Below are 22,353 nucleotides of genomic sequence, written 5' to 3'. Positions count from 1 at the left end.
AAGTGGATTCCTTCAAGGGAAAGTCTGTTTGTTGAAATAGGATAAATGTATAAGAATAGAAAAGGGGGGAGTGAGGTATGAAAGTCCATAGAATAGATCATATAGGTATATTCGTTCATGATCTTCCTGCTGCCAAAGCATTTTTTCTTGACTTAGGTCTGGCAATGCTTGGGGAAGGAAAAGTGGAAGGCGAATGGGTGAAGCGGATGGGGCAGATAATTGGGCTTAAATACGCTCAAGAGGAATCTGCCGTATTACGCACGACAGATGACGCAAATCTAGAAATAGTAATGCTGCGCACACCAGAAGGGGACACAAAAATAGAACTAGTAAAATATCACACGCCATCAGATGAAAATGACAAACAGTACCCTTTAGTTAATAATCTAGGTATCCAGCATATAGCCTTTGCGGTTGAAGATATTGAAGCCCTAGTTACCAAATTAACAATGAAGGGTGCAAAACTTATTGGTGAAATATCTAACTACGAAAACGCTTATAAGTTATGTTACGTTCGTGGACCAGAAGGAATTATTTTGGAGCTGGCTGAGGAGATTAAATAATCTCGCAACTAAGATTACTTCATTACTATTACCTAAATTTTATTCATTATTTGTAACGTCCTAAAAGATCATCTCCCCTCTGTAGATTTTTAGGGTGAGATGATTTTTTTGTTGGATATTTATGTTAATATCACTATAAGATTGAAGTAGATTGAAACATTACTTTAAAGCAACGTCTTTTTTAGGGATGACACAAGTTGACAATCTCCCAATGAGAAACATCATGGTTTCCAATGGATACATTCAGCATAGAAATACAGTAATTTCTTTACAATACTCTATTTAGGAATGAGTTTATTCGTTAAGAAAAATGGAAGTATGAGATATTCGATTAAGAAACAACGAGTATATTAAGAAGATCATTAAGTTATACATAGAGCAGGTGAATGGGGGATTTAAAATTGATCATTACTGAAAATATAAAAGGGCAACGCTACCAACAGCTTATCGAATTACTAGCAAGTCAATGTAACCGCTTCGCCTTTGTTGAGAATAGACAATTAATGGCTGATGAAGAATTACGACTAGTCATTGTGGATGAATTAATCGTAGATATTGGAGATCGACTAATCGAAAGAAAAATACAACGCAAGTGGGAGACGACATGGCTTGGCGAAGGTACAGCTTATGTTTTTTATTTTATTTTAAATGATACTACTGCACAATTCTTGAAGGACCATAGCGACTCCCTTTTTGACTGGATTCATCCAAATTTACCAGAAGATTTAATGTTTTACCGAGATGATCAATGTTTACTAGCAGCGTGTTCACACGAAGGTTTTTTTAGGGTTGATGAAAACTTATGGAACAGTTTCTTATGAAGCTAAAGAGGGTGATTGTTCAATTCAAGTAATTTTCTAGTGTCCAGTTTCAATTGTTAGTTTTAATGTAAGCCACGGAGACGAATTCCTTTTATTCATACAATTAATGCAGTATCCCGTGAAATAATATGGGGTGAAACAATGTGTAAATTTTGGATATCGTGTATGTACTTATTCTGAAATCCTAGTTTTAAAAGATTAAAAAGGGATCTTATCGAATAAAATTATTAGAAACCACTATTTGAGAATAGATGGGATTTATAAGGGGGAAGCATTGTGACAAAAATTGCAATAATTTCAGATATCCACGGGAATAAAACGGCACTAGAAGCCGTTTTAGAAGACATTCGATTAAGAAATATTGAAAGAATTTTTTGTTTAGGTGATTTAATCGGCAAAGGACCCCGAGGCTCTGAATGTATCGAGCTTATCCAAAAGAACTGCGAACGAGTAGTTCGAGGCAACTGGGATGTTTTTATTCAATCTCCAACTGAGCTTGAATTTTTACAGTGGTTTAAAGATAGATTAACAGAAAAGGATTATCACTATCTAGCTTCATTACCATATAGTATTGATCTTGAATTAAATGGACAATTAATAAGGTTTTTCCACGCTTCCCCAAGAAGCGAGTTTGAACGCATTGTGCCTAGCCATCCAATTGAAAAGCGTCTGTCAATGTTTGAGAATAGTGAAGAAACTAATTCAATTCATTCTAAAAAACTTCCTGATATTGTTTTCTACGGCGATTTACATACAACTTTTTACCATACATATAAAAAGGGGATTCTGTGTAACGTTGGGAGTGTCGGAAATTCACTTGACTTAACTTCAGCTTCCTATGCGATTCTAGATGGCTCATATTCAAATAATGCCATTCAATTTATTAGAGTTGAGTATGACAGACAGGCTGAGCTTTTAATGGCAGAACAGCTAGGTTTGCCACAATTAGATAAATATTATGATGAGATTATGTTAGCAAAATATCGAAATGCTTAGGGTTTTTATTGGCACACATGAAAGTTTATATCCAGAGGCCATTCAATTTGATGAACAACTAACAGAACAAGGTGTCGCCATCACTACCTATGTTTATCCTAAAATGAATCATGTGTTTGTTGTGATGCCGATACCTGAAGCTATAGATGCTCAACAAAAAATTGTAAATATCTTAAGTAAATAATCTCTAGAGGCGTGTTTTGATGAATTCAAAACACGTTTTTCTGTGTTTTTTTTTATTTATCTGAAGATGTAGAAAATCACCTAAATAAGGAGGCATTATGCAAAAAGAATTGAGCATTACGGAAATCAAAGAAGTACATTTCCCCTCTGGATATATCTAAGGCCAATTTACATTGACCACTTATCCCTTGAGAACGACCAGTCATCAAAAATGCATTTACAACGTGTATGGAAAAATTTATAGTGAGGCATAGAAAGGACAGTGATCATATGAAGGTAGAAATTTCGATTGACCCTACATATCAAGAGCCTAAAGTTATAATTCTCACTGATAAAGTGACGGATGATATTGAGCATCTTATGCAAAGTATTGCGGCGGTAGCTGAAAGCACTTTACCAGTTTTCTCTCATAAAGGGGTTGAGTTAATCGACAGTAAGGAGATCGTGCGTATTTATACGGAGCAAAAAAAGGTTTTTGTGCAAACGATTAACGGTGTTTATACGGTCCGTTTTCGTCTTTATGAACTGGAAGAAAAGCTCAATCCTCACATGTTTATTCGTATTTCAAATGCCGAAATGGTCAATCGCCACATGATAAAGCGTATGGACATTAGTAAAACAGGGACAATCGGAGTTGAATTGAAGAATGGTATAAAAACATATGCATCCAGACGTTACGTAAGCAAAATTAAGAAACTTTTAGGAATTTGAGGTGAACAACATGCGAAAAGACTTATTAACACGTATAGTTGGTGGATTTGTGATAGGAATGGTACTTGGGCACATTGTGCAATTTTTTGTATCGATGGGGATAGGGCAAGGGAGTTACGCATGGGTAGTTCCTGAATTTCGAGCCTTTTTTACAAATGAAATAAGCGCCATTTTTACCCAATCTATTTTAACGGGTTTAATCGGTGTAACCTTTGCGCTGGCTGCACTCATTTTTGAAGTGGCAAGGTGGGGGATGTTGAAACAATATAGTGCTCATTTTTTAGTAACCGCAATGATTTGGATACCTATTGTTATGTTATTGTGGATGCCGAAGACCATGGCAAATGTCCTTTCTTTAGTAGCGAGTTTTTTAGGAACTTACATCATCACATGGTTCTTACAATATAAATTTTCTAAACGTGATATTGAGAAAATCAATGCCATACTTTCTGAACGAGGTGAAGAGCATGACGATTAACATAAAGGGCCTAACTAAACGTTGTAAGGCACGTATAGCCGTTCATCAATTAACGTTACAGATACAGCAAGGCGAATTTTTTGCCCTTTTAGGACAAAATGCAGCAGGTAAAACGACTACAATCAAAATGTTGTGTGGCCTTCTACCCACTTCAGAGGGAGATGCCATCGTCGACGGGAAAAGCATTATACAACATCCACAGGCAGTTAAACAAATGATCAATATCTCCCCACAGGAAACGGCTGTAGCACCTAATTTAACAGTTTATGAAAATTTGCTGTTAATCGGTCAAATTTATGGCTACGAAAAAACAGAGGCACAGCAACAAGCGCAGGTGCAGATGGATTTATTTGGACTAACAACCCGTAGGCGTGATAAAGCTAAGACACTATCAGGTGGTTATCAGCGCCGCTTAAGCGTTGCGATGGCCTTGATGTCAAATCCCAAAGTTTTATTTCTAGATGAACCTACTTTAGGGATGGATATACGAGCAAGGAATGAACTGTGGCACATATTAAAGCAATTAAAGGGGAATGTCACGGTTGTGTTTACCTCTCATTATTTAGAAGAGGTAGAGGCATTAGCTGATCGTGTAGGAATAATGGAAAAAGGACAATTACGTGCACTCGGCACAGTCCAGCAATTGATAAATGAGACAGGTAAGAAGTCTTTAGAAGAAGTATTTCTAGAAAAAACGGAGGTAAGGTGATGGTGAGGACTATTGTATTTGCTTCAAGAAATCATAAAGAGATTGTCCGAGATCCTGTCACGTTATTGTTTGGTATTGGCTTACCAATAGTATTATTATGTCTCTTTTCAGCTATGCAAAAAAAGATGCCTTTTGCTTTATATGAAGTGAACAATTTAACACCAGGCGTTATAGTATTTGGTTTTTCATTTCTGACATTGTTTGCCGGGATGCTACTAGGGAAGGATAAAAGCTCATCTTTTTTAATGCGTATTTTCGCTTCTCCTATGTCTGCAGCTAATTATATTTTAGGTTATATGCTGCCGTTAATAACGATTGCCTTACTACAAATCATGGGATGTTTACTTGCTGCTTACTTTTTAGGGCTATCTTTTAATACGTCTATCCTATTTTTGATCCTTGTACTGTTGATCATTGCTCCACTATATATTGGTATTGGCTTAGTGTTTGGCACATTATTTACAGATAAGCAGGTAGGGGGTGTTTTTGCAATATTTGTAAATGTTACAACTTGGTTAAGTGGAACTTGGTTTGAATTAGATATGGTTGGTGGGACATTTCAATCAATTGCGCACTTTTTACCTTTTGTTCATGCTGTCAATGCAACAAAAGCTATCCTACAAGGAGCCTATGTTGACATGCTTCAATCACTATCTATTGTGATTGGCTATACGATATTGATCACGATTTCCGCCATGATTGCTTTTAAACGTAAAATGCGTGCTTAACGTAAAAAGGCAGCTCCAACTACTTATTGGGGCTGCCTTCTGCTATTAATCATGATTTAATGTAGCAGCAATTTCAGGTTGTTGCTCTACTTGGCGCAGCATATTAAAGGATGCAATCGCTACTTCTACTTGATCGTCTTTTGGTTCGCGTGTTGTCAATAATTGAAGCCATAAGCCAGGGTAGCCAAGGAAGCGTAACACTGGGATATTACGGCAAGCGTTGGTTGCTTGTAATACTTCAAAGGAAATACCAAGAACAACAGGAATTAATAGAATACGATCTAAAATACGAAGCCACAGTGGGTCTGTAGGCACAAAGAAATATAAAAACATGCCGACGAACACTGTGAATAGAATGAAGCTACTACCACAACGATAGTGTAGGCGTGATTGAGCTTGGACGTTTTTTACCGTAATATCTAACCCCGCTTCATAGCAATTAATGACCTTGTGCTCTGCACCATGGTACTGAAATACTCGTTTAATGAGGGGCGTTAACGAGATAAAATATAAGTAGGCTAGCAGTAATAATAGTTTAATGCCACTTTCCAGTAAAATTTGTCCGGTTTTTCCTTCAATCCATTTAGAGAAAAAATCGGCTATAAAAACAGGAATTAATGTGAAAGCAAATTTTCCAAATAAAAAAGAAAGAATACCAACTAAAGCAACTCCAAGTATCATTTGAAGTTTAGAGCCTTCTTCTTTATGATCTTCTTCTTCGCCAGGAGTCACATCAAAACGATCTCCGGCAAATTGCATATGACGAGAACCTAAGCCAGCAGATTCAATAAGCGCAACTACGCCTCTTACAAAAGGAATTTTTTTAAGTTTTTGTAAAATAGGTTTTTGAACTTTTTTAAAATGATAATAATCAATGGAATCATCGTTACGACGAATGGCTGTAACGGTATGTTCCTTTCCTCCGAACATCACACCCTCTAATTGTGCTTGTCCCCCGTATACAGGTGAATTGCTCAAGGCTAACACCACTCTCTATATATATTTCAACTGTACCATTGTACTAAATTTAGTGAAAAACCTCTACCGTTACGCATAGTAAATTTTCTATATGGCTACACTAATCGTACATTTCAGGAAAAGATTAGTGTGTAAAAATGGAGGTTATCTTGTGAAAACAGCAGCGATTACAGCTTTTGTCAATGCGCTTGTCTTAGCATTGTGCTTAAAGGGATTACATTATTTTCATCTCATCAAATGGCATCCGATTGGGTTTTATAAGAAGTGGAATTGGTTCGAAGATAGCTCTAAATTATTTCAGTGGACCTTCTTTATCATACTTCTATTTATTATCGGTTTATTTTTATATATGACAATGCGCTATGTGTATATCATTCCAGCTGTCTTTTCTTCACTTTTATTAGGCCTTTTGGTGACCATCACCTTAGAGTGGATTGTATTAGATTTACCTTTACAACTAACTTCCTTTAAGAAACTCTCGATACCGTTCATCGTGATTGTCGTTTGTCTATTACGTTTCTTGCTGGAAACTGCAAATTTCCATCAGAAGGAGATGAATGCACATAGAGAAAGGACGTAGCTCACAATATCCCCTTGGTATTAAAAGGGGGTATTTTTTTGCACCATTTGATGATGTTTTTGCGAAAAGATGCTCCAGACTTTCAAAAGTTTTTTCAGTGATTTCAGCTGACATGATTACACTACGTCAAAGTGGATGGAGCTTCTAATGGAAATTAGTTGCTGAATGCACCGTGTATGATAAAATAAATGGCAAGTACATAGAAAGAGGCGAATAGAAGCGTGAAGTTATTATGTTTGAATGGACCTAACTTAAATCGACTGGGTAAACGAGAGCCACATATTTATGGACATGAAACATTAGATGATGTTAGAAAGAATGTTCAAAATCTTGCGGCTTCTTTAGGGGCTACAGTTGAATTTCGTCAATCCAATCATGAAGGGGTACTAGTTGATTGGGTGCATGAAGCAGAGGACGAAAAATATGATGGTATTATCTTTAATCCCGGTGCATATACCCATACAAGCATCGCGTTACATGATGCGATTGCAGGGATTTCTGTGCCGGTTATCGAAGTACATATTTCCAATATCCACAAACGTGAGGCTTTCCGTCATCATTCTTATCTTGCTCCGGCCTGCCTTGGTCAAATTTGTGGACTAGGTACGAAAGGCTATGAACTGGCACTACGTACATTTATCGAGAGGGAGAATTGATTATGTTGAAATTACAAAAGCTACGTAAAGCACTGCAAGAACAAAACATCGATGGTATTTTAGTTACAAATGAGTACAACCGCCGCTATATGACTGGTTTTACAGGGACAGCGGGCGTAGCAATTGTGTCTCAAAACGATGCTGTGTTTATTACAGACTTCCGTTATACTGAGCAGGCTGCTGCACAAATTCAGGACTTCCGAATTGTAAAGCATGAAGCAACAATTATTGAAGAGATTGCTACTCAAGTGAGTAACATGGGCATCAAATTATTGGGCTTTGAGAGAGATACTGTCAGTTATGGAACATATGAACTGTATAAATCGAAGATTCAAGCTGATTTAGTGCCGATTTCTGGACTTATTGAAAAAATTCGCTTGATTAAGACGGAACAAGAGATTAATATTATTAAGGCTGCGTGTGAAATTGCTGATCACGCATTTACACATATTTTAGGCTTCATCAAGCCTGGTAAAACAGAGCTTGAGGTTTCGAATGAATTAGAATTTTTCATGCGTAAACAAGGAGCAACTCAGTCTTCGTTTGACACAATTGTTGCGTCTGGTCTTCGTTCAGCACTACCACATGGCGTAGCAACGAATAAAGTAATTGAAAAAGGCGACTTTGTTACATTAGACTTTGGTGCGCTATACAATGGCTATATTTCGGATATTACACGTACTGTGGCTGTTGGAGAACCATCCGAAAAATTAGTAAATATGTACAATGCAGTCCTTGCTTCTCAACTGTTAGCACTTGAAAAAGTGGGTCCTGGATTAACAGGCATTCAAGCGGACGCGATTGCACGTGATTACTTAAAAGAACAAGGATACGGCGAAGCATTTGGTCATTCTTTAGGACATGGTATTGGTCTTGAAGTACATGAAGGCCCTGGCTTATCGATGCGTTCTGATACAGTGCTAGAGCCAGGTATGGCCGTGACGATTGAGCCTGGTGTTTATTTACCAGGAATTGGTGGTGTTCGTATCGAGGATGATATTTTAATCACCGAAACGGGTAATGAACTACTAACACATTCGTCAAAAGAACTCATTATTTTATAAACTTTGGAGGAACACAAATGATCTCAGTAAACGATTTCCGTACAGGTCTAACAATTATTGTTGATGGCCAATTATACCGCGTGTTAGATTTCCAACACGTTAAACCAGGTAAAGGTGCTGCATTCGTGCGTTCTAAATTACGTAACCTACGTAATGGCTCTGTAAATGAAAAAACATTCCGCGCTGGTGAAAAAGTAGAAAAAGCACAAATCGATAACCGTAAAATGCAATACTTATATGCACAAGGTGACGAGCATGTTTTCATGGACTTAGAATCTTACGAGCAAACTGAACTATCTTCAGCTGCTATTGAATATGAATTAAAATTCCTAAAGGAAAACATGGAAGTTCATATTCAATCTTACCAAGGTGAAATGTTAGGTATTGAATTACCAAACACTGTTCAATTAGAAGTTACAGAGACAGAACCTGGGATCAAAGGTGATACAGCTTCAGGCGGTACAAAACCTGCTACTCTTGAAACGGGTCTAATTGTACAAGTACCATTCTTCGTAAACCAAGGTGATGTTTTAATCATTAACACAGAAGAAGGCTCTTACGTATCTCGTGCCTAATTAATAAAAACCTACTCTTTAGTATAAAAGAGTAGGTTTTTATTTTATTTTTATACATATCATGTGAAAAGCTTCAATCGTTGTGCCATTCGATACAGGAAAAAGACCTTTTTTTCTCGTCATCCTCCATCTTTCTATCATCAGAAAGATGGTCATTTTTGGAAAGAAAGTTTACAATAATAACATAGTAAGGAGTGAAAGGTATGTTACAAACAATATTTGAAATGCAACACCCAATTATTCAAGCGCCAATGGCAGGTGTCACGTCACCTAAATTTGTGGCTGCCTGTGCTGAAGCAGGTTTATTAGGCTCAATTGGAGCGGGCTACTTAGATGGCGAACAGACAAAGCGATTCATTCAGGAAGTGAAAAAATTAACGACAAAGCCTTTTGCAGTTAATTTATTTGTACAAGAGGACCCAAAAATCGATATCGAGGTGTTACAACAAGCTCGTATGGCGCTGCAACCTTTTTATGATGAGCTTGGGTTATCACCTGTACAGAGTGTAGTGTCTAAGGATGTTTTTACAGGGCAAGTTCAGGCGGTTATAGAGGAAAAGGTAGCAATTTGCTCGTTTACATTTGGCATTCCATCAGCAGAGGTTCTTCAACAATTAAAAGACAATGGTATCTATACCATTGGTACTGCAACAACATTAGAAGAGGCTAAACTGGTGGAACAGGCTGGCATGGATGCGGTTGTCCTACAAGGTGGAGAGGCTGGGGGGCATCGAGGTTCCTTTACTGACCCTATCCAATTAATTCCCTTAGATGCGTTGCTACAACAAGTAGCTGGTCAAATTGCGATTCCAATGATTGCAGCAGGTGGGCTCGTGACAAAAGAAGCTATTCAGCAGGCACTTGAAAACGGAGCACAAGCTGTTCAAATTGGTACAGCTTTACTAGTAGCAGATGAATGCGAAATTTCTCCGCTCTATAAAAATGCAGTATTGGCATCGAACGCACAGCAAACAACGATTACGCTTGCATTTACTGGTAAGCCAGCAAGAGGCCTAGCGAATGAATTTACTAAACGCATGAAGGATGCGATAGTGGCACCTTATCCACTACAAAACTATCTAACAACTACCATTCGTAAGGAAAGTGCAGAGCAGGGCAATGCCGAATATTTATCCATGTGGATGGGCGAAAATAGTCATCTCGTACAGCAAACAGGTACGGTTAAAAGCATCGTGAACAAACTATTATAAATTTTTTTCGTAGTAGATCTCTATACATCTGTATAGAGGTCTTTTTTTTTATAGTGCGACATATATTGCTGTACACGAGGGGGCGTAGGAATGGAATTACAAGACGTATTAAGAGTTGCTGGAGTGGGACTAGTCGTTGCGCTTCTTCATGTTTTCTTTGATCAAACAGGGAAGAAGGAGTTTTCATTTTTCCTCTTTTTCATTGCCTACTTATATATGACAGCAGAGTTACTTCGATTTTTACGTCTATTCTTTAATGAAATATTAACATTCTTCCAATGGCTTACATCATCCGGGTAATGTAAATGGAAATTGTCATCGTCGCTGTTGTCATGCTGCTTTTATTATTGCTGATAAAAGAAGTTATACAGCCACTCCATGCGCTAATAAGTGTGATGTTTTCGTTTTTGCTTTTTGGCATGTTGTTCTCGACACTTTTATTGCCTTTCGTCAAGCAGCTTCTAGAAACACTTGCGTTTTTACCTTATGCGAAAGCTATTCTAATCAGTGCAAGTATGTTCTATGTCGGACAGTGGGTGTCATTGCTGCTGGCAGAACATAATTATAAAGTGCTCGGGAACATCGTTTTTGCTGCAGTGAAGATCGTCATTTTATTGTATTGGTTCAAAGAATTTTTGGCTGTTTTACAGGAGGTGTCGTCCATTTTAAAAAGGCTAAACTAAGGAGCGAAGCCATTGCAGGAGCAAATACTATCATTTTTAATCGACCCATTCTTTCTCTTGCTAAAGATGACGCTCATGCTTTGCGGCTACGTCATCATTATTTTGATTGTTAACATGATATTACCAGAATTTGAAAAAGGGACAAGGATACTATTTTTTCTTATTGTTTTAGCAACGATTGGTCCTGTTGTTGTAAAGTCCTTTACCTTAATTGATGAAATTGCACAAGGACTAGCCCATCTATTTACAGCATTTTATCCGATTCTTACATCAAGCTTTCTATTATCAAGCAGTATTACAGCGATTGCTTCCTGGCAGCCCTTTTTACTATTTTTTGTACAAGTCCTTACGATTATTAGTAGTAAGTGGCTTATACCAGGCGTGCTTTTGGCCATTGTCTTTGATGTTTGCAGTGTTATTGTCAAGGAAATATCTTTTACACGAATTGCTGAATTAATTCGTTTTACCATTATGAGTATCGTTTCGGCCTCTGTCATTTGCTACGTTCTTTTGATGACTGCAAGTGGTGTTGCAGCATTTAGTGTCAATGCGGCAGTAGCAGAGCCTGTGAAAAAATTAATTGAAGAAAATATTCCGGTTGTTGGTTCTTTTATTGTAGATAGTTTTTCGATGTTTCAGCATATGACACAATTCACTTCATCCGTTACAAGTATTAGTGCTTTTATTGCCGTCATTACGGTGTCATTTATCCCAACGGTTCAGCTAGTTGTCAGTGCCTATTCGTTGAAAATGCTTGCCGCTATTTTAGAGCCAATTGCCTTTGATGATATTTGTAGATTACTAGATCAAATTAGTAAATCGCTATTTACCCTGTGTGCTGTATCATTTTTAATTGCTTTTTCATTTATGTTTTCTTGTTTTTTCCTCATTGTGTTTGTACAAGTCATGGCAGGGGGGAGATAGATTGATTCTTTTATTGGCATTGCTCTTTGTTTGTCAGATTTTTGTGTTTCTAACGGATGATAAGGAAATAATTTCACTGACAAAGTTGGTCATCACGTTAGTATTTTTGCAATTGCTATTAAAGATTCCATTTATCAATTCATAGGAAGAAACAAGCGTACATACACTTGAAAAAGAGAAGATGAAAGGAGGCAATGTACAAGTGATGTGGAAAAGACACGAAAAAAAACAACGTCATTGATGGTTTTAATTTTGATAGCTGCCTCCGTGGGAATATTCATCATTTTACCTATGTATCAAACGAATTCAACAAGCGACAAAAGTTCACCGCTCACAAATGAAGAAAAGCTTGAGCAAACACTGAAGGCAATGCAAGGTGTTGGGGAGGTTAAAGTCTATTTTTATTATGGAGAGATGACAGATGATCAAGATGCCAATAAACTATTTAGCCAATATTTTCGAGGGACTGAGCAAAGCGCGAAAAACGTAACAGGCATGCTAGTTGTTTCAGAAGGTGCATCCGATATCTTTGTGAAAAATGAAATTCGTGCGGTCGTCAGTCAAGTGATGCAGTTACCGATTCATCGAATTATTATCGTTCCAATGGAAAATAAGGAGGAAAAGTAAATGCGCGTACGTAGAAGAACAGTTTGGTTTATGACATTATTAAGTTTAGTAGCAGTCATTTCAGTGTATTATTTGGTTGATCCAGCAAAGCAGTTTAATGGTCTTACTATCTTTACAGATGATACACTACAACAAACAGCTGTCACAGGTGTTACAGATCAGAAGGCAACAAATGATGCAACACAAGAAGTATCTTCACCGAGTCACTTATTCGAAGAAATGCGTATGCAGGTTAGTGATGAAAGAAGCCAGCTTCGTGAACAGTTAACACAAAAAATTGCTTCTGAAGAGGCTTCTGCTGAAGAAAAAAATGAGGCATTTAATGAAATGGATGGACTGATTAAGCGTGAATCAGCTGAAGCTATGCTTGAAATGCTCGTTAAATCATTAGGTTATTCCGATGCGTTTGTTCGCGCTGAAGGAGAAAAAGTTTCTGTAACAGTGATGGCAGAAGAGCTGTCAAAGGCACAAGCAAACGAAATAATTTACCTTGTAAAAACAGAGATGGAAGGCGCAAATGATGTGCAAGTAAAGTTTAGTGCAAATAATTATTAAAATATATAGAAAAAAATAAATATTTAATTTATTTATAAAAGGTTGTTATATATCAGCATAATGAAAAGGCTTTCGTTTAGTAAAGGAAAGCCTTTTATTTTGTTCAGATTTACTTAATTTTCATTTAACTATTTCAAATTGATTCGAAAAAATATAGAATAGTTATTGTAGTAGATTTTATTTCATAAGGAGAGTTAGAAATGTTCAAAATTCAAGAAATTCGTGAAATTATTAAATTAGTAGATTCTTCTTCCATTGACGAGTTTGTGTATGAAGTAGATGGCGCAAAAGTAAAACTAAAAAAGAATAATGTTGTTGTTACAGAAACTGTAGCACCTAAAAAAGAAGTAGTAGCCCCTGTTGTACAACAATCTGCACCAGCAGAAGCTCCAGTAGCAACACCAGCTCCAGCTAAAGAAGAAGCGCCAGCATCAGCTGCAGCTGCACCATCAGTTAACGACCCATCGTTACATAAAATTGTATCTCCTATGGTCGGTACTTTCTATCAAGCACCAAACCCAGATTCACCAGCTTACGTAAAAGTGGGTGATAAAGTAGGAAACGAAACAATCGTATGTATCGTGGAAGCAATGAAATTATTCAACGAAATCGAAGCAGAAGTGCAAGGGGAAATCGTTGAAATTCTTGTTAAAGATGGCGACTTAGTAGAATACGGCCAACCATTATTCCTTGTAAAAGCTGAGTAAGGAGTGCAAAACAAATGAAAAAAGTTTTAATTGCAAACCGCGGCGAAATCGCTGTGCGTATCATTCGTGCTTGTAAAGAGTTAGGCATTCAATCGGTTGCTGTATACTCTGAAGCAGATGCGGACGCATTACATGTGAAATTAGCAGACGAAGCTTATTGCATCGGACCGAAGCTATCAAAAGATTCTTATCTTAGCTTCCCAGCTCTACTTAGTGTAGCTGAAAAAACAGGTGCAGACGGGATCCACCCAGGGTATGGCTTCGTATCCGAAAACGCTGATTTTGCAGAAGCTTGTGAAAACGCTGGCATTAAATTTATCGGTCCATCATCTGATTCTATTAAAATTATGGGAATCAAGGACGTTGCACGTACAACAATGGAAGCAGCAGGTGTTCCACTTGTTCCAGGTACTGGTATTGTACCAGATATTGAAACAGGTAAAGAATGGGCTGCGAAAATTGGGTACCCTGTTATCATCAAAGCAACTGCTGGGGGTGGCGGTAAGGGGATTCGTGTAGCACGTACAGAAGAAGACCTTGTGAAAGGTATTGAAATTACGCAAAAAGAGGCTGCTGCTGCATTCGGTAACCCTGGCGTATATTTAGAGAAATTCATCGAGTACTTCCGTCACTGTGAGATTCAAGTGTTAGCAGATGGTTATGGCAACGTTGTGCATTTAGGCGAACGTGACTGTACAGTTCAACGTCGTATGCAGAAGCTAGTAGAGGAAGCTCCATCTCCGGCTCTATCTTCTGAGCGTCGTGCTGAAATGGGAGCGGCCGCAGTAAAAGCTGCACAAGCATGTAACTATGAAGGTGCTGGCACAATCGAGTTTATTTATGACTATCAAGAGGACAAGTTCTACTTTATGGAAATGAATACTCGTATTCAAGTAGAGCACCCAGTAACAGAAATGATCTCTGGTGTAGATCTTGTACAACAGCAGTTAAAAATTGCATCTGGTGAGAAGCTACCATTCACACAAGATGATATTCAATTAAATGGTTGGGCGATTGAATGCCGTATTAACGCAGAAAATGCCTACAAAAACTTCATGCCATCAGCAGGAACTGTCGATACGTATGTAACGCCAGGCGGCTATGGTGTACGTATTGATTCTGCAGTCTATGCAGGCTATACTATTCCACCATATTACGATTCAATGGTAGCGAAACTTATTGTTCATGCGAATACACGTGAGGAAGCGATTGCAAAAATGAATCGCGCGCTAAGCGAATTCGAAGTATCAGGTCCTGGGATCAACACAACCATCCCATTCCACCAAGCACTAATGAACAATGACGTTTTCAAATCAGCTCAATTTAATACGAAGTTCCTTGAAGAGAACGATGTATTGGGGACAAACAAATAATTAATTTGTGAATCTAAGGAATAGAATAATTCCAAATATCGTAATAAAATTACCTTCTAACATTCAATTGTTAGAAGGTTTTTTATTTGGATTTTTGATTTAGAGGATGTGACAGAGGAGTATACAATGACCAGTGTTTTTGAGGGTGCGTTTAAAGAGGAGACACGCGACTGATTACTACACCAAAGCTAATGATTGATAGGCTGAATTACATATATTGAAATATATTAAAGGTATCGTTTCAATCCCTATTCCGAAACCCATTTATCAGTCTTTTGAAGAGTTAGAACCTGGTAAATTATTGGGGGGGTAATTAAAGAGCATTGCAGAGGGAGTTTTTTTATGGAGCTAAAGGAGCAATTTTATTAATGGTGGAAGAATTTACATATATAAAATAGCGAAATTCATTGTTAAGATTTGATAGGTAAAGTATTCAATGGATTTAAAAAGGAGCAACCAAATTGAAATTATTTTTATATGTAACAGCTTATTTAGTTACGGCTATCACCACATTACTCGCATCTTTTCCTTTAGCAGTAATTTATCAAAATGTAAGTGGAAATGATGATGCGTATTTTGGGCTTTATATCATCTATTTTTCACCTATTATTGTCATTTGTTCGTTTATCATCTGTTATTTGTTAATTAAAAAAATAACGATTAAACCAATACTTTTTGGGACAATTATCGGCTTTTGGTTAATCAAGGTTATACAAGTAATCAACAGTTTATATAGCTCCTATAATTACAAATCTAACGAAGATTATATACCAAATATCTTCATTCGCGATGCAATTGATCTTTATATCCTGTTATTGCCGATCCTACTTGTCTTTTTATCACACTTCTTATTGAAGAAATATAACAACTGGCTGCATATCAGTGGCTTTACATGTGGAGCAACTATCGGTTTCTTTACGTCCTACGCAATAGTACTTTTTATAAGATCATTTACTAATTCATTGACCTCGTTTTTTCATTTCGATACAAACGAATTAATGGTAGTTATCGTAGGAGCTGCTATTTTCGCGGTTTTAGGAAGTATGATCGGATTCAAGAAAAGTAAACAGATACAAAGAAGTAATTGATCTACATACATGTTTTCGGCTGGTAGAAAAAGTAACCCTAGATTTCGGTAGTTTTATTGGTGAACTAACGGTGCCGCTAAGTTTAATCAACGATTATTTTTCTATTCGTATATTTTTTGTATATACTGTATAATTTAGTTAGGATAAATAACGTTGTTTATTTCTAAAGAAGAGGAGGGGGAAAGTTGTTATATTTGGCTTTATTACTTGGTATTGTTTTCATTGTAATTACAGATAAACTTACTCAAGCTTTTAAGCTATCAGGCATTTGGGTGGTGCTTGGTCAAATTTATGCGGCACTAGCGATCAGCATAGTCGGCAATCTTTCGGTTAGTCATATTACTATAGGTAATACCTTCGAATTAGGTTATTTGACGATTCCTTTTACAATATTATTTCTTGTTGGCTTTACAAATGTAATAAATCTAGAAAAAGTACATAATCCATCAATCTTGCTGTTACCAATTGTGTCTTTCGTTTGCTTGTCAATATTAGCTTACATTATGGGTAATTTATTTGTAGTAATCATAGGATTTTGTAGTTGTTTAGTTATGCTGTCTATTCTGTCATACAGCTATTTTTCTGGTAAAGTAATTGTAGGACGAACGCTTACTACGACAATTGGTTTCATCATAGCTGTACTATCACTATCTCTTATTAAAGCATCTATTGTAAATATTTATATTCCCATATTTACTTTAGCACTACCATTCACATTATATTATTGGATGAAAGATAAATTTACAAGTGTATACGCTATTACAGTTAGCGTTGTAACAGCTATAGTATTTAGTGTCCTAATGTTCATAGTTCCTTTTTATATGCTCTGGTACTTTGTTGTTGGATTAACGATACTTTTAGTGATCACACAATCCTCACGTAAATACCGTATAATTTAAAGTTGGATGGGAGCATCCTAATAAACATTGTAGGACTTGCGTATATGACGATTAATCATAAAAACAAGTCCTAAAATGCTTAAACAGTCTTTAAATACTTTTCATAGCAGATACATTGGTGTTTACGTGTGATATTAGTGAATTGTTCCATATCATGGCCGACATAATGACTGAATGTTGAAACAGGAAATAGATTTGGAACATTCGTTGTGATTCTATTAGTCATTTCACTCCCTTCAAGATAAATATGATAATAGGATTCGACTTGAGAAAACTCCATTTTTTTATACCAATTTTGCACCCCTTCATCGTCTCGCGTCCATGCTTCAAAGCGATTTAAATTTAGTTCAATGGCTCTTTTTTCAGCAACCTTTAATAAATTTTCGCCTATTCCTTTTCGTGAATAATCAGGATGTACAGCGATGTGCCAAATCATACCACCTAGTCCTTTTCCTCTTGAACAAACTGTGCCTTCTTTGATTTCATATTCTATATCAATTAAACCAATAATTTTTCCATCAATTTCAGCTACTAATTCAATGGAAGGCTGTTCATAGACTTCTTTTTTATTTAGCACATTGTCAAAATAAGCTGTTTTTAAAAAAGCAAGAACTCTACATTGTAGCCAGCCTAGTTCATCTTCTTTTTTATAGTTTCTAATTAACAATTCAATATACCTCCACTTCAATCAGTAATTTACCTACAATGAACTTGAGCCATTGGTTGCCCATCATATACCTGTTACATGATCAATCGATGTAGATTTACCATTAATTTGAATATCAATCGTATCATGGTGAGGTTCTAACGTTAATTTGTAAACATGCTGTTTTATTGCATTATCTTGCTCGTTTGTCACATCTAACTTGATCGTTATTGTATTATTTTGTGTTTCAAGATCTACCGTAACGGTTCCTTTTGATCGAAAAACGATGTAAGAAACATCTTGATCTACTACATTGAGTAATTGTAGTGTTGATTTTTCGTCCATAACCTTTTGCACTTTATCTGGAACTTCCTCAATTTCAGTAATGCTTAATGTTGATAGTGACATGCTGTAAAAAGAAATACGGTGAAAAACATAAAAAATAATAATTTTTTCAATGCCTTTTCATACCTCCTTTTGATTTACTATAATTTCCATTAATTGAATTGTACCATAGTAAAGGTATGGTAGGTCGAAATGGAGAGGGAGTACTGACAAAGAATTACTAACGATATAAGTGAGGGTTAAATCACTTTGAAATTAATAGAAGAGTTCATCATAAAGGGAGTCGATGGATAAATGCCAGTATATAATAAACTTGTAAGGGATAAAATTTTAGAAATGATAGAAGAGAAAGGTTTATCGTATTATGCACGAACTTTAGAATCAGAAGAATTTATCAAGGCAATCAAAACTAAGATGATAGAGGAAGCTACAGAATTTCACGAGGCGAAAAATAGTCAGGAAAGCGTTGAAGAATTGACAGATCTGCTCGAACTCATTCATACAGCTATACGTGTGTTAGGAGTAAGTTTTGAAGAACTAGAAGCGATGCGTGAGCAGAAGAAAAAAATTCGTGGTGGATTTGAAAAAAGAATTTTTTTGCTAGATGTAGAAGATCCATCAGGTTCGCTATAAATTAAAACGGCTTTCGACAGCCAAACCTTCCTTTTTATAGTATAATAAACGGTAGTACAGCATTTGTTTGTGATTTGTAAGGGAAAGGATGATATTTGTATGGCAGAGAAAGTAGGACAATCTTTCGTACAACCAACACCTTCTGGAAAAGAAGAGCTTGGAAAAATAGAGGTAGCGGCAGAGGTAATCGAAGTTGTAGCAGGTATTGCTGTCAATGAGGTTGAAGGCATTGCTGCAACTCGTGGAAATATTGCGACAGGTGTCGTGGAACGATTCGGTAAAAAAGTACACAATAAGGGCATTAAATCCGGTGTCACAGAAACGGGTGAAATTGCAATTGATGTATTTTGCTCTGTAAAATATGGATATGCCATTCCTAAGGTTGCAAAGGAAGTACAAACGCAAATACGCCAAGCTATTTTTAATATGACAGCACTAGAAACAGCAGAAGTCAATGTGCATATTACTGCTATACAGTTCGAAAAAGAAGAAACAGCAGTACATGAATAACAAAAAAAGGGTTGCCCTAAGATGATTTTTCATCAAAGGGCAGCCATTTTTTAAGGATTTCTCTAGGATTCATTAGTCTAAATGTATCGCCTTTTTTATAATTCAATATGCTTTGGCTTTCTCCAGAACAATGCCAGAATAACGCCAAGCACTAACACGATTGTGGCAAAGTAATAGGGATAGTTCAAATTTACATCGAACAAGATCCCACCTAAGATAGGCCCAAAAATATTACCTAGGCTTGTAAACATGGAGTTCATACCACCAACAAATCCTTGTTCATTGCCAGCAATTTTTGATAAATATGAAGTAACCGCTGGCCGAATTAAATCAAAGCCAACGAAAATAAAGAATGTGACAAATAAAATGGCAAAATAATGACTGACTATCGTCATAGCGAATGTTAGGATCGCCGAGAGAATCAATGAATAACGAATGACATTAATTTCACCCATTTTCTTTGTTAGCCAGTCAAACAGAATTAATTGAGCCAGGGCTCCTACAATACCACTTCCTGTAATAATAATGGCAATATCTGATGGCGTAAATGCAAATTTGTGATCGACAAATAAGCTAAATAGTGATTCGAATGCAGCGAGACCAAAGGATAGCACGAAAATAAGAATGAATGGAATAAAATAAAGCGGGCTAAACACACGCTTCACGCTACCTAGCATAGATGGTGTAACTTCCTCATTGTCCGTAGCACGCGACGGTTCTTTTAATAAGATCAACGACAGAATAGCCGCGAAAAGACCAAGGACCCCTGCCGCGTAAAATGGTACACGTGTACCGTATTCTGCTAAAAATCCTCCGATACCAGGACCGATAATAAACCCTGTGCTAATGGCAGCACTCATATAACCCAGTGCTTTAGGACGCTGTGCTAATGTCGTAATATCAGCAATATAAGCTGTTACGGCTGGCATAATAAAAGCTGCACTTACGCCACCGAGCATACGGGAGGCAAAAAGAATTTCCACTGAACGACCGAATCCGAATAAAAACTCAGAAAGCCCAAAAATAAAAAGACCTAACACGATCATGATTTTACGACCGATATTATCGACTAATTTACCTGCGATAGGTGATGCAATCAATTGGGTAATAGCAAATGCTGCTACCATATAACCAACAACAGAGCCCGAGATATGAAGCTCATTCATGATAGTTGGTAAAACAGGGATGACTAAACCAATCCCTAAAAAAGCAATGAAAAGATTGGATAATAAAATTGCTAATGTTATATTTTGTTTCTTGCTCATAAAGCTCTCCTTCTACCTGTTAAACGATACATGTTTTAAATCTACTAGAATATTTCCATGTAATACGATAAACCCTATAGTAACTATAGGGTCAAAAGATTTGTTTTCCATTTTTAAAGTTTTTATCAGTTTGGGAGTTTTTGAGGAGTTTATACGATTGGCCTTTAAATTTTTAGGGAAGATTCTTGTCCTTCTTGTTTTTGTCTAACCTTTAATTCTACAATAAACTTCTTTTCTTGCTCCATTGTTAATGTCGCTGGCATATAGAGTTCATACACTTGTGATTCAAATACTTCTTGCTGCGCCAATACATAATTTCTTAATTTTTCATAGTACGAAAAATAAGTTTCAGGGTCATATATAAAGGCAATACATACATACTTTCCAGCGGGAATGGTAGTTTGCTGTATATTTGCTGAGAGCTTTGAAAATGTGCGCTCTGTTAAAAGAGGAGTGAAAATAACATCATAAAAAATATCATGGACATCTTGATAAGGCTTAAGAGGATATATACAGCCATATCGACTATTTAACACACTCCCCTCGTTTTCAATGATTTTTGTTAGTATTGCATAATATGTATTAGCGCTCGATGTTGGTGTTAATTCAGTCGTTGTCACTTGAAGAACGGGCATTGCTTCTTCTACCTGTTCATATACTTCACCGAAGATCGGGATATCTATTTGTTCTTGTAATTGCTTTTTTGTTTTCAATAAAGTATTTTTCGCTTCATTTAAGCGTGAGATTTTCTCGTTTATTCGTAGCTCTTGCTGTGCAAGAAAATCAAGCAATTCATTTGAGGTTAATTTGAGCGCTTTTTTTATATCTTCGAGGGTAACACCGATATATTTAAGTGATTTTATTATATCTAAATAGAATAGCTGAGTGTCTTTATAGTAGCGGTAATTGGTGTAGGTATCTGTATAAGCTGGTTTAAATAAATCAATTTGATCGTAATAGCGTAACGTCTGAATCGATAAGTTTGAAAGTTTGGCAACCTCACCAATGGTATAATAATGTTCCTTCATAAATTGCCTCCATTAGTAATACCTAAAGAAGTTTCGAATGGCATCAAAGCGAATTTTATGCTTGCAATCGTCACAGTAAAATAGGTGAGATTTACGTTCCTTCATTAGTTTGTATTGTTCTTCACCTTCAACCAATTTAAATGGTTTTTTACAACTCGTACATATGGCTTCATATTGCATTGTGAACACCTCTGAAGTTTGTTTTCGTTTTTCTTTATTATACATGATGAGGAGGAAACAATCATTTTTGGAGAGCTTATTTGATTAAAAGGGAGCTCAATTAGGAATGATGTAAAAAGTTCCTTAAAAAAGGTTTCAGATTATTGAAAACTTGCTTGAAATCGTGTTTCTCGTGCGATTTTATGCTATTATAAACCTTAATGCCACTTAAGAAGGAGAGCTTTACATGAAACGACATGAAGCACGCGAAAAAGCGTTGCAAGTTTTGTTTCAGCTAGACAATACGGATCTAACAGTAGAAGAAGCAATGGGTCATATTAAAGGACAACCAACCAATGCCTTTTACGAAAAGATTGTTACTGGAACAGCTGAACATTTGGAGGAAATCGATGCTACTTTAGAACAGCATCTTGAAAAGTGGTCACTTGCCCGTCTACCGAAAATTGAAAGAACGGTTTTACGTCTAGCTGTATACGAACTTTTATACATGCCAGAAACACCAAAAAGAGTAGTACTAAACGAAGCAATCGAGTTATGTAAAACATTTGGCGATGATAGTTCATCTAAATTTGTCAATGGTGTACTTTCTAAATTTACAGAACAAGAATAATGTGTTGAATTGGAAGGAGTAACGAAG

29 protein-coding genes and 1 pseudogene are annotated in these 22,353 nt (G+C 36.6%); 25 read left to right on the top strand and 5 right to left on the bottom strand.

What is annotated here, in order from left to right:
• The first annotated feature begins 77 nt into the window (after positions 1-77).
• The 8 genes and pseudogenes from MKY49_RS14370 to MKY49_RS14335 all read left to right on the top strand — a co-directional run bounded on the left by MKY49_RS14370 (position 78) and on the right by MKY49_RS14335 (position 5,189).
• Positions 78-563 (top strand): VOC family protein, encoded by a 486-nt coding sequence (locus MKY49_RS14370; protein WP_341386553.1) that lies wholly within the window; start codon positions 78-80, stop codon positions 561-563.
• 401 nt (positions 564-964) lie between these two features.
• On the top strand, positions 965-1,384 hold the full coding sequence (locus MKY49_RS14365) for a stage III sporulation protein AH (RefSeq protein WP_341386552.1): 420 nt from the start codon (positions 965-967) through the stop codon (positions 1,382-1,384).
• Positions 1,385-1,660: 276 nt separating this feature from the next.
• Positions 1,661-2,380, top strand: coding sequence for a metallophosphoesterase family protein (locus MKY49_RS14360; RefSeq protein ID WP_341386550.1), 720 nt, complete (start codon positions 1,661-1,663; stop codon positions 2,378-2,380).
• A 4-nt stretch (positions 2,381-2,384) separates the two neighbouring features.
• Positions 2,385-2,564 (top strand): annotated as a pseudogene (locus MKY49_RS14355) (alpha/beta hydrolase); the annotation flags it as partial.
• 269 nt (positions 2,565-2,833) lie between these two features.
• Positions 2,834-3,274, top strand: coding sequence for a LytTR family DNA-binding domain-containing protein (locus MKY49_RS14350; RefSeq protein ID WP_341386549.1), 441 nt, complete (start codon positions 2,834-2,836; stop codon positions 3,272-3,274).
• A gap of 10 nt (positions 3,275-3,284) precedes the next feature.
• Complete coding sequence (locus MKY49_RS14345) at positions 3,285-3,752, top strand: DUF3021 domain-containing protein (protein ID WP_341386548.1); 468 nt, start codon at positions 3,285-3,287, stop codon at positions 3,750-3,752.
• Positions 3,742-4,461 carry an ABC transporter ATP-binding protein gene (locus MKY49_RS14340; RefSeq protein ID WP_341386547.1) on the top strand — a complete coding sequence of 240 codons (720 nt, stop codon included), beginning with the start codon at positions 3,742-3,744 and terminating at the stop codon, positions 4,459-4,461. Before MKY49_RS14345 ends, MKY49_RS14340 begins: the two co-directional genes overlap by 11 nt.
• A 2-nt stretch (positions 4,462-4,463) precedes the next feature.
• On the top strand, positions 4,464-5,189 hold the full coding sequence (locus tag MKY49_RS14335) for an ABC transporter permease (RefSeq protein ID WP_341386936.1): 726 nt from the start codon (positions 4,464-4,466) through the stop codon (positions 5,187-5,189).
• Between the two features lie 45 nt (positions 5,190-5,234).
• On the opposite strand, the gene MKY49_RS14330 is transcribed toward MKY49_RS14335, so the two are convergent.
• Positions 5,235-6,167, bottom strand: coding sequence for a DUF1385 domain-containing protein (locus tag MKY49_RS14330; RefSeq protein WP_274793647.1), 933 nt, complete (start codon positions 6,165-6,167; stop codon positions 5,235-5,237).
• Positions 6,168-6,318: 151 nt separating this feature from the next.
• On the opposite strand from MKY49_RS14330, the gene MKY49_RS14325 reads away from it, so the two are divergent.
• From MKY49_RS14325 to MKY49_RS14260, 14 genes are all read left to right on the top strand, one after another.
• Entirely contained in the window at positions 6,319-6,747 is a 429-nt protein-coding gene (locus MKY49_RS14325; protein WP_274793646.1) for a hypothetical protein, read from the top strand.
• A gap of 221 nt (positions 6,748-6,968) precedes the next feature.
• Positions 6,969-7,403 (top strand): type II 3-dehydroquinate dehydratase, encoded by a 435-nt coding sequence (aroQ, locus tag MKY49_RS14320; protein ID WP_274793645.1) that lies wholly within the window; start codon positions 6,969-6,971, stop codon positions 7,401-7,403.
• Between the two features lie 2 nt (positions 7,404-7,405).
• Entirely contained in the window at positions 7,406-8,467 is a 1,062-nt protein-coding gene (locus tag MKY49_RS14315; RefSeq protein WP_274793644.1) for a M24 family metallopeptidase, read from the top strand.
• 17 nt (positions 8,468-8,484) lie between these two features.
• Positions 8,485-9,042, top strand: coding sequence for an elongation factor P (efp, locus tag MKY49_RS14310; RefSeq protein WP_274793643.1), 558 nt, complete (start codon positions 8,485-8,487; stop codon positions 9,040-9,042).
• Positions 9,043-9,245: 203 nt separating this feature from the next.
• Positions 9,246-10,253, top strand: a complete 1,008-nt coding sequence (locus MKY49_RS14305) for an NAD(P)H-dependent flavin oxidoreductase (RefSeq protein WP_322605607.1) — start codon at positions 9,246-9,248, stop codon at positions 10,251-10,253.
• Positions 10,254-10,343: 90 nt separating this feature from the next.
• Positions 10,344-10,553 carry a hypothetical protein gene (locus MKY49_RS14300; RefSeq protein WP_012295089.1) on the top strand — a complete coding sequence of 70 codons (210 nt, stop codon included), beginning with the start codon at positions 10,344-10,346 and terminating at the stop codon, positions 10,551-10,553.
• Positions 10,554-10,558: 5 nt separating this feature from the next.
• The gene (locus MKY49_RS14295; RefSeq protein WP_274793641.1) at positions 10,559-10,936 is read left to right on the top strand and encodes a hypothetical protein; all 378 of its coding nucleotides are present in this window, start codon (positions 10,559-10,561) and stop codon (positions 10,934-10,936) included.
• A 12-nt stretch (positions 10,937-10,948) separates the two neighbouring features.
• Positions 10,949-11,860 carry a stage III sporulation protein AE gene (locus tag MKY49_RS14290; protein WP_274793640.1) on the top strand — a complete coding sequence of 304 codons (912 nt, stop codon included), beginning with the start codon at positions 10,949-10,951 and terminating at the stop codon, positions 11,858-11,860.
• Positions 11,861-12,127: 267 nt separating this feature from the next.
• Positions 12,128-12,487, top strand: coding sequence for a hypothetical protein (locus tag MKY49_RS14285; RefSeq protein WP_274793639.1), 360 nt, complete (start codon positions 12,128-12,130; stop codon positions 12,485-12,487).
• Positions 12,488-13,042, top strand: coding sequence for a SpoIIIAH-like family protein (locus MKY49_RS14280; protein WP_274793638.1), 555 nt, complete (start codon positions 12,488-12,490; stop codon positions 13,040-13,042).
• A 200-nt stretch (positions 13,043-13,242) separates the two neighbouring features.
• On the top strand, positions 13,243-13,749 hold the full coding sequence (gene accB, locus MKY49_RS14275) for an acetyl-CoA carboxylase biotin carboxyl carrier protein (protein WP_313470718.1): 507 nt from the start codon (positions 13,243-13,245) through the stop codon (positions 13,747-13,749).
• A gap of 14 nt (positions 13,750-13,763) precedes the next feature.
• Positions 13,764-15,122, top strand: coding sequence for an acetyl-CoA carboxylase biotin carboxylase subunit (accC, locus tag MKY49_RS14270; RefSeq protein WP_274793635.1), 1,359 nt, complete (start codon positions 13,764-13,766; stop codon positions 15,120-15,122).
• A 461-nt stretch (positions 15,123-15,583) separates the two neighbouring features.
• Positions 15,584-16,210, top strand: a complete 627-nt coding sequence (locus MKY49_RS14265; protein ID WP_341386545.1) for a hypothetical protein — start codon at positions 15,584-15,586, stop codon at positions 16,208-16,210.
• 185 nt (positions 16,211-16,395) lie between these two features.
• A complete protein-coding gene (locus MKY49_RS14260; protein ID WP_341386544.1) occupies positions 16,396-17,109 on the top strand; it encodes a UDP-N-acetylmuramyl pentapeptide phosphotransferase in 714 nt (237 codons plus the stop codon).
• A 79-nt stretch (positions 17,110-17,188) separates the two neighbouring features.
• On the opposite strand, the gene MKY49_RS14255 is transcribed toward MKY49_RS14260, so the two are convergent.
• A complete protein-coding gene (locus tag MKY49_RS14255; RefSeq protein ID WP_341386543.1) occupies positions 17,189-17,776 on the bottom strand; it encodes a GNAT family N-acetyltransferase in 588 nt (195 codons plus the stop codon).
• Between the two features lie 63 nt (positions 17,777-17,839).
• Complete coding sequence (locus MKY49_RS14250) at positions 17,840-18,112, bottom strand: hypothetical protein (protein ID WP_341386542.1); 273 nt, start codon at positions 18,110-18,112, stop codon at positions 17,840-17,842.
• A gap of 282 nt (positions 18,113-18,394) precedes the next feature.
• On the opposite strand from MKY49_RS14250, the gene MKY49_RS14245 reads away from it, so the two are divergent.
• Together MKY49_RS14245 and MKY49_RS14240 are read left to right on the top strand one after the other, a co-directional pair.
• Positions 18,395-18,733, top strand: coding sequence for a nucleoside triphosphate pyrophosphohydrolase (locus tag MKY49_RS14245; RefSeq protein ID WP_274793630.1), 339 nt, complete (start codon positions 18,395-18,397; stop codon positions 18,731-18,733).
• A gap of 99 nt (positions 18,734-18,832) precedes the next feature.
• Entirely contained in the window at positions 18,833-19,243 is a 411-nt protein-coding gene (locus MKY49_RS14240; RefSeq protein ID WP_274793629.1) for an Asp23/Gls24 family envelope stress response protein, read from the top strand.
• Positions 19,244-19,338: 95 nt separating this feature from the next.
• Here the strand turns inward: MKY49_RS14240 and MKY49_RS14235 are convergent, their stop codons facing one another.
• Both MKY49_RS14235 and MKY49_RS14230 read right to left on the bottom strand, forming a co-directional pair.
• Complete coding sequence (locus tag MKY49_RS14235; protein ID WP_274793628.1) at positions 19,339-20,508, bottom strand: MFS transporter; 1,170 nt, start codon at positions 20,506-20,508, stop codon at positions 19,339-19,341.
• A 164-nt stretch (positions 20,509-20,672) separates the two neighbouring features.
• A complete protein-coding gene (locus tag MKY49_RS14230; protein ID WP_322605601.1) occupies positions 20,673-21,536 on the bottom strand; it encodes a MerR family transcriptional regulator in 864 nt (287 codons plus the stop codon).
• A gap of 406 nt (positions 21,537-21,942) precedes the next feature.
• On the opposite strand from MKY49_RS14230, the gene nusB reads away from it, so the two are divergent.
• Positions 21,943-22,326 carry a transcription antitermination factor NusB gene (gene nusB / locus MKY49_RS14220; protein ID WP_008179889.1) on the top strand — a complete coding sequence of 128 codons (384 nt, stop codon included), beginning with the start codon at positions 21,943-21,945 and terminating at the stop codon, positions 22,324-22,326.
• Positions 22,327-22,353 lie beyond the last annotated feature (27 nt).

It is taken from the genome of Lysinibacillus sp. FSL M8-0134, from assembly GCF_038069745.1.
GTDB classification, from domain to species: domain Bacteria; phylum Bacillota; class Bacilli; order Bacillales_A; family Planococcaceae; genus Lysinibacillus; species Lysinibacillus irui.
This window is presented reverse-complemented; position numbering and strand designations above follow the sequence as displayed.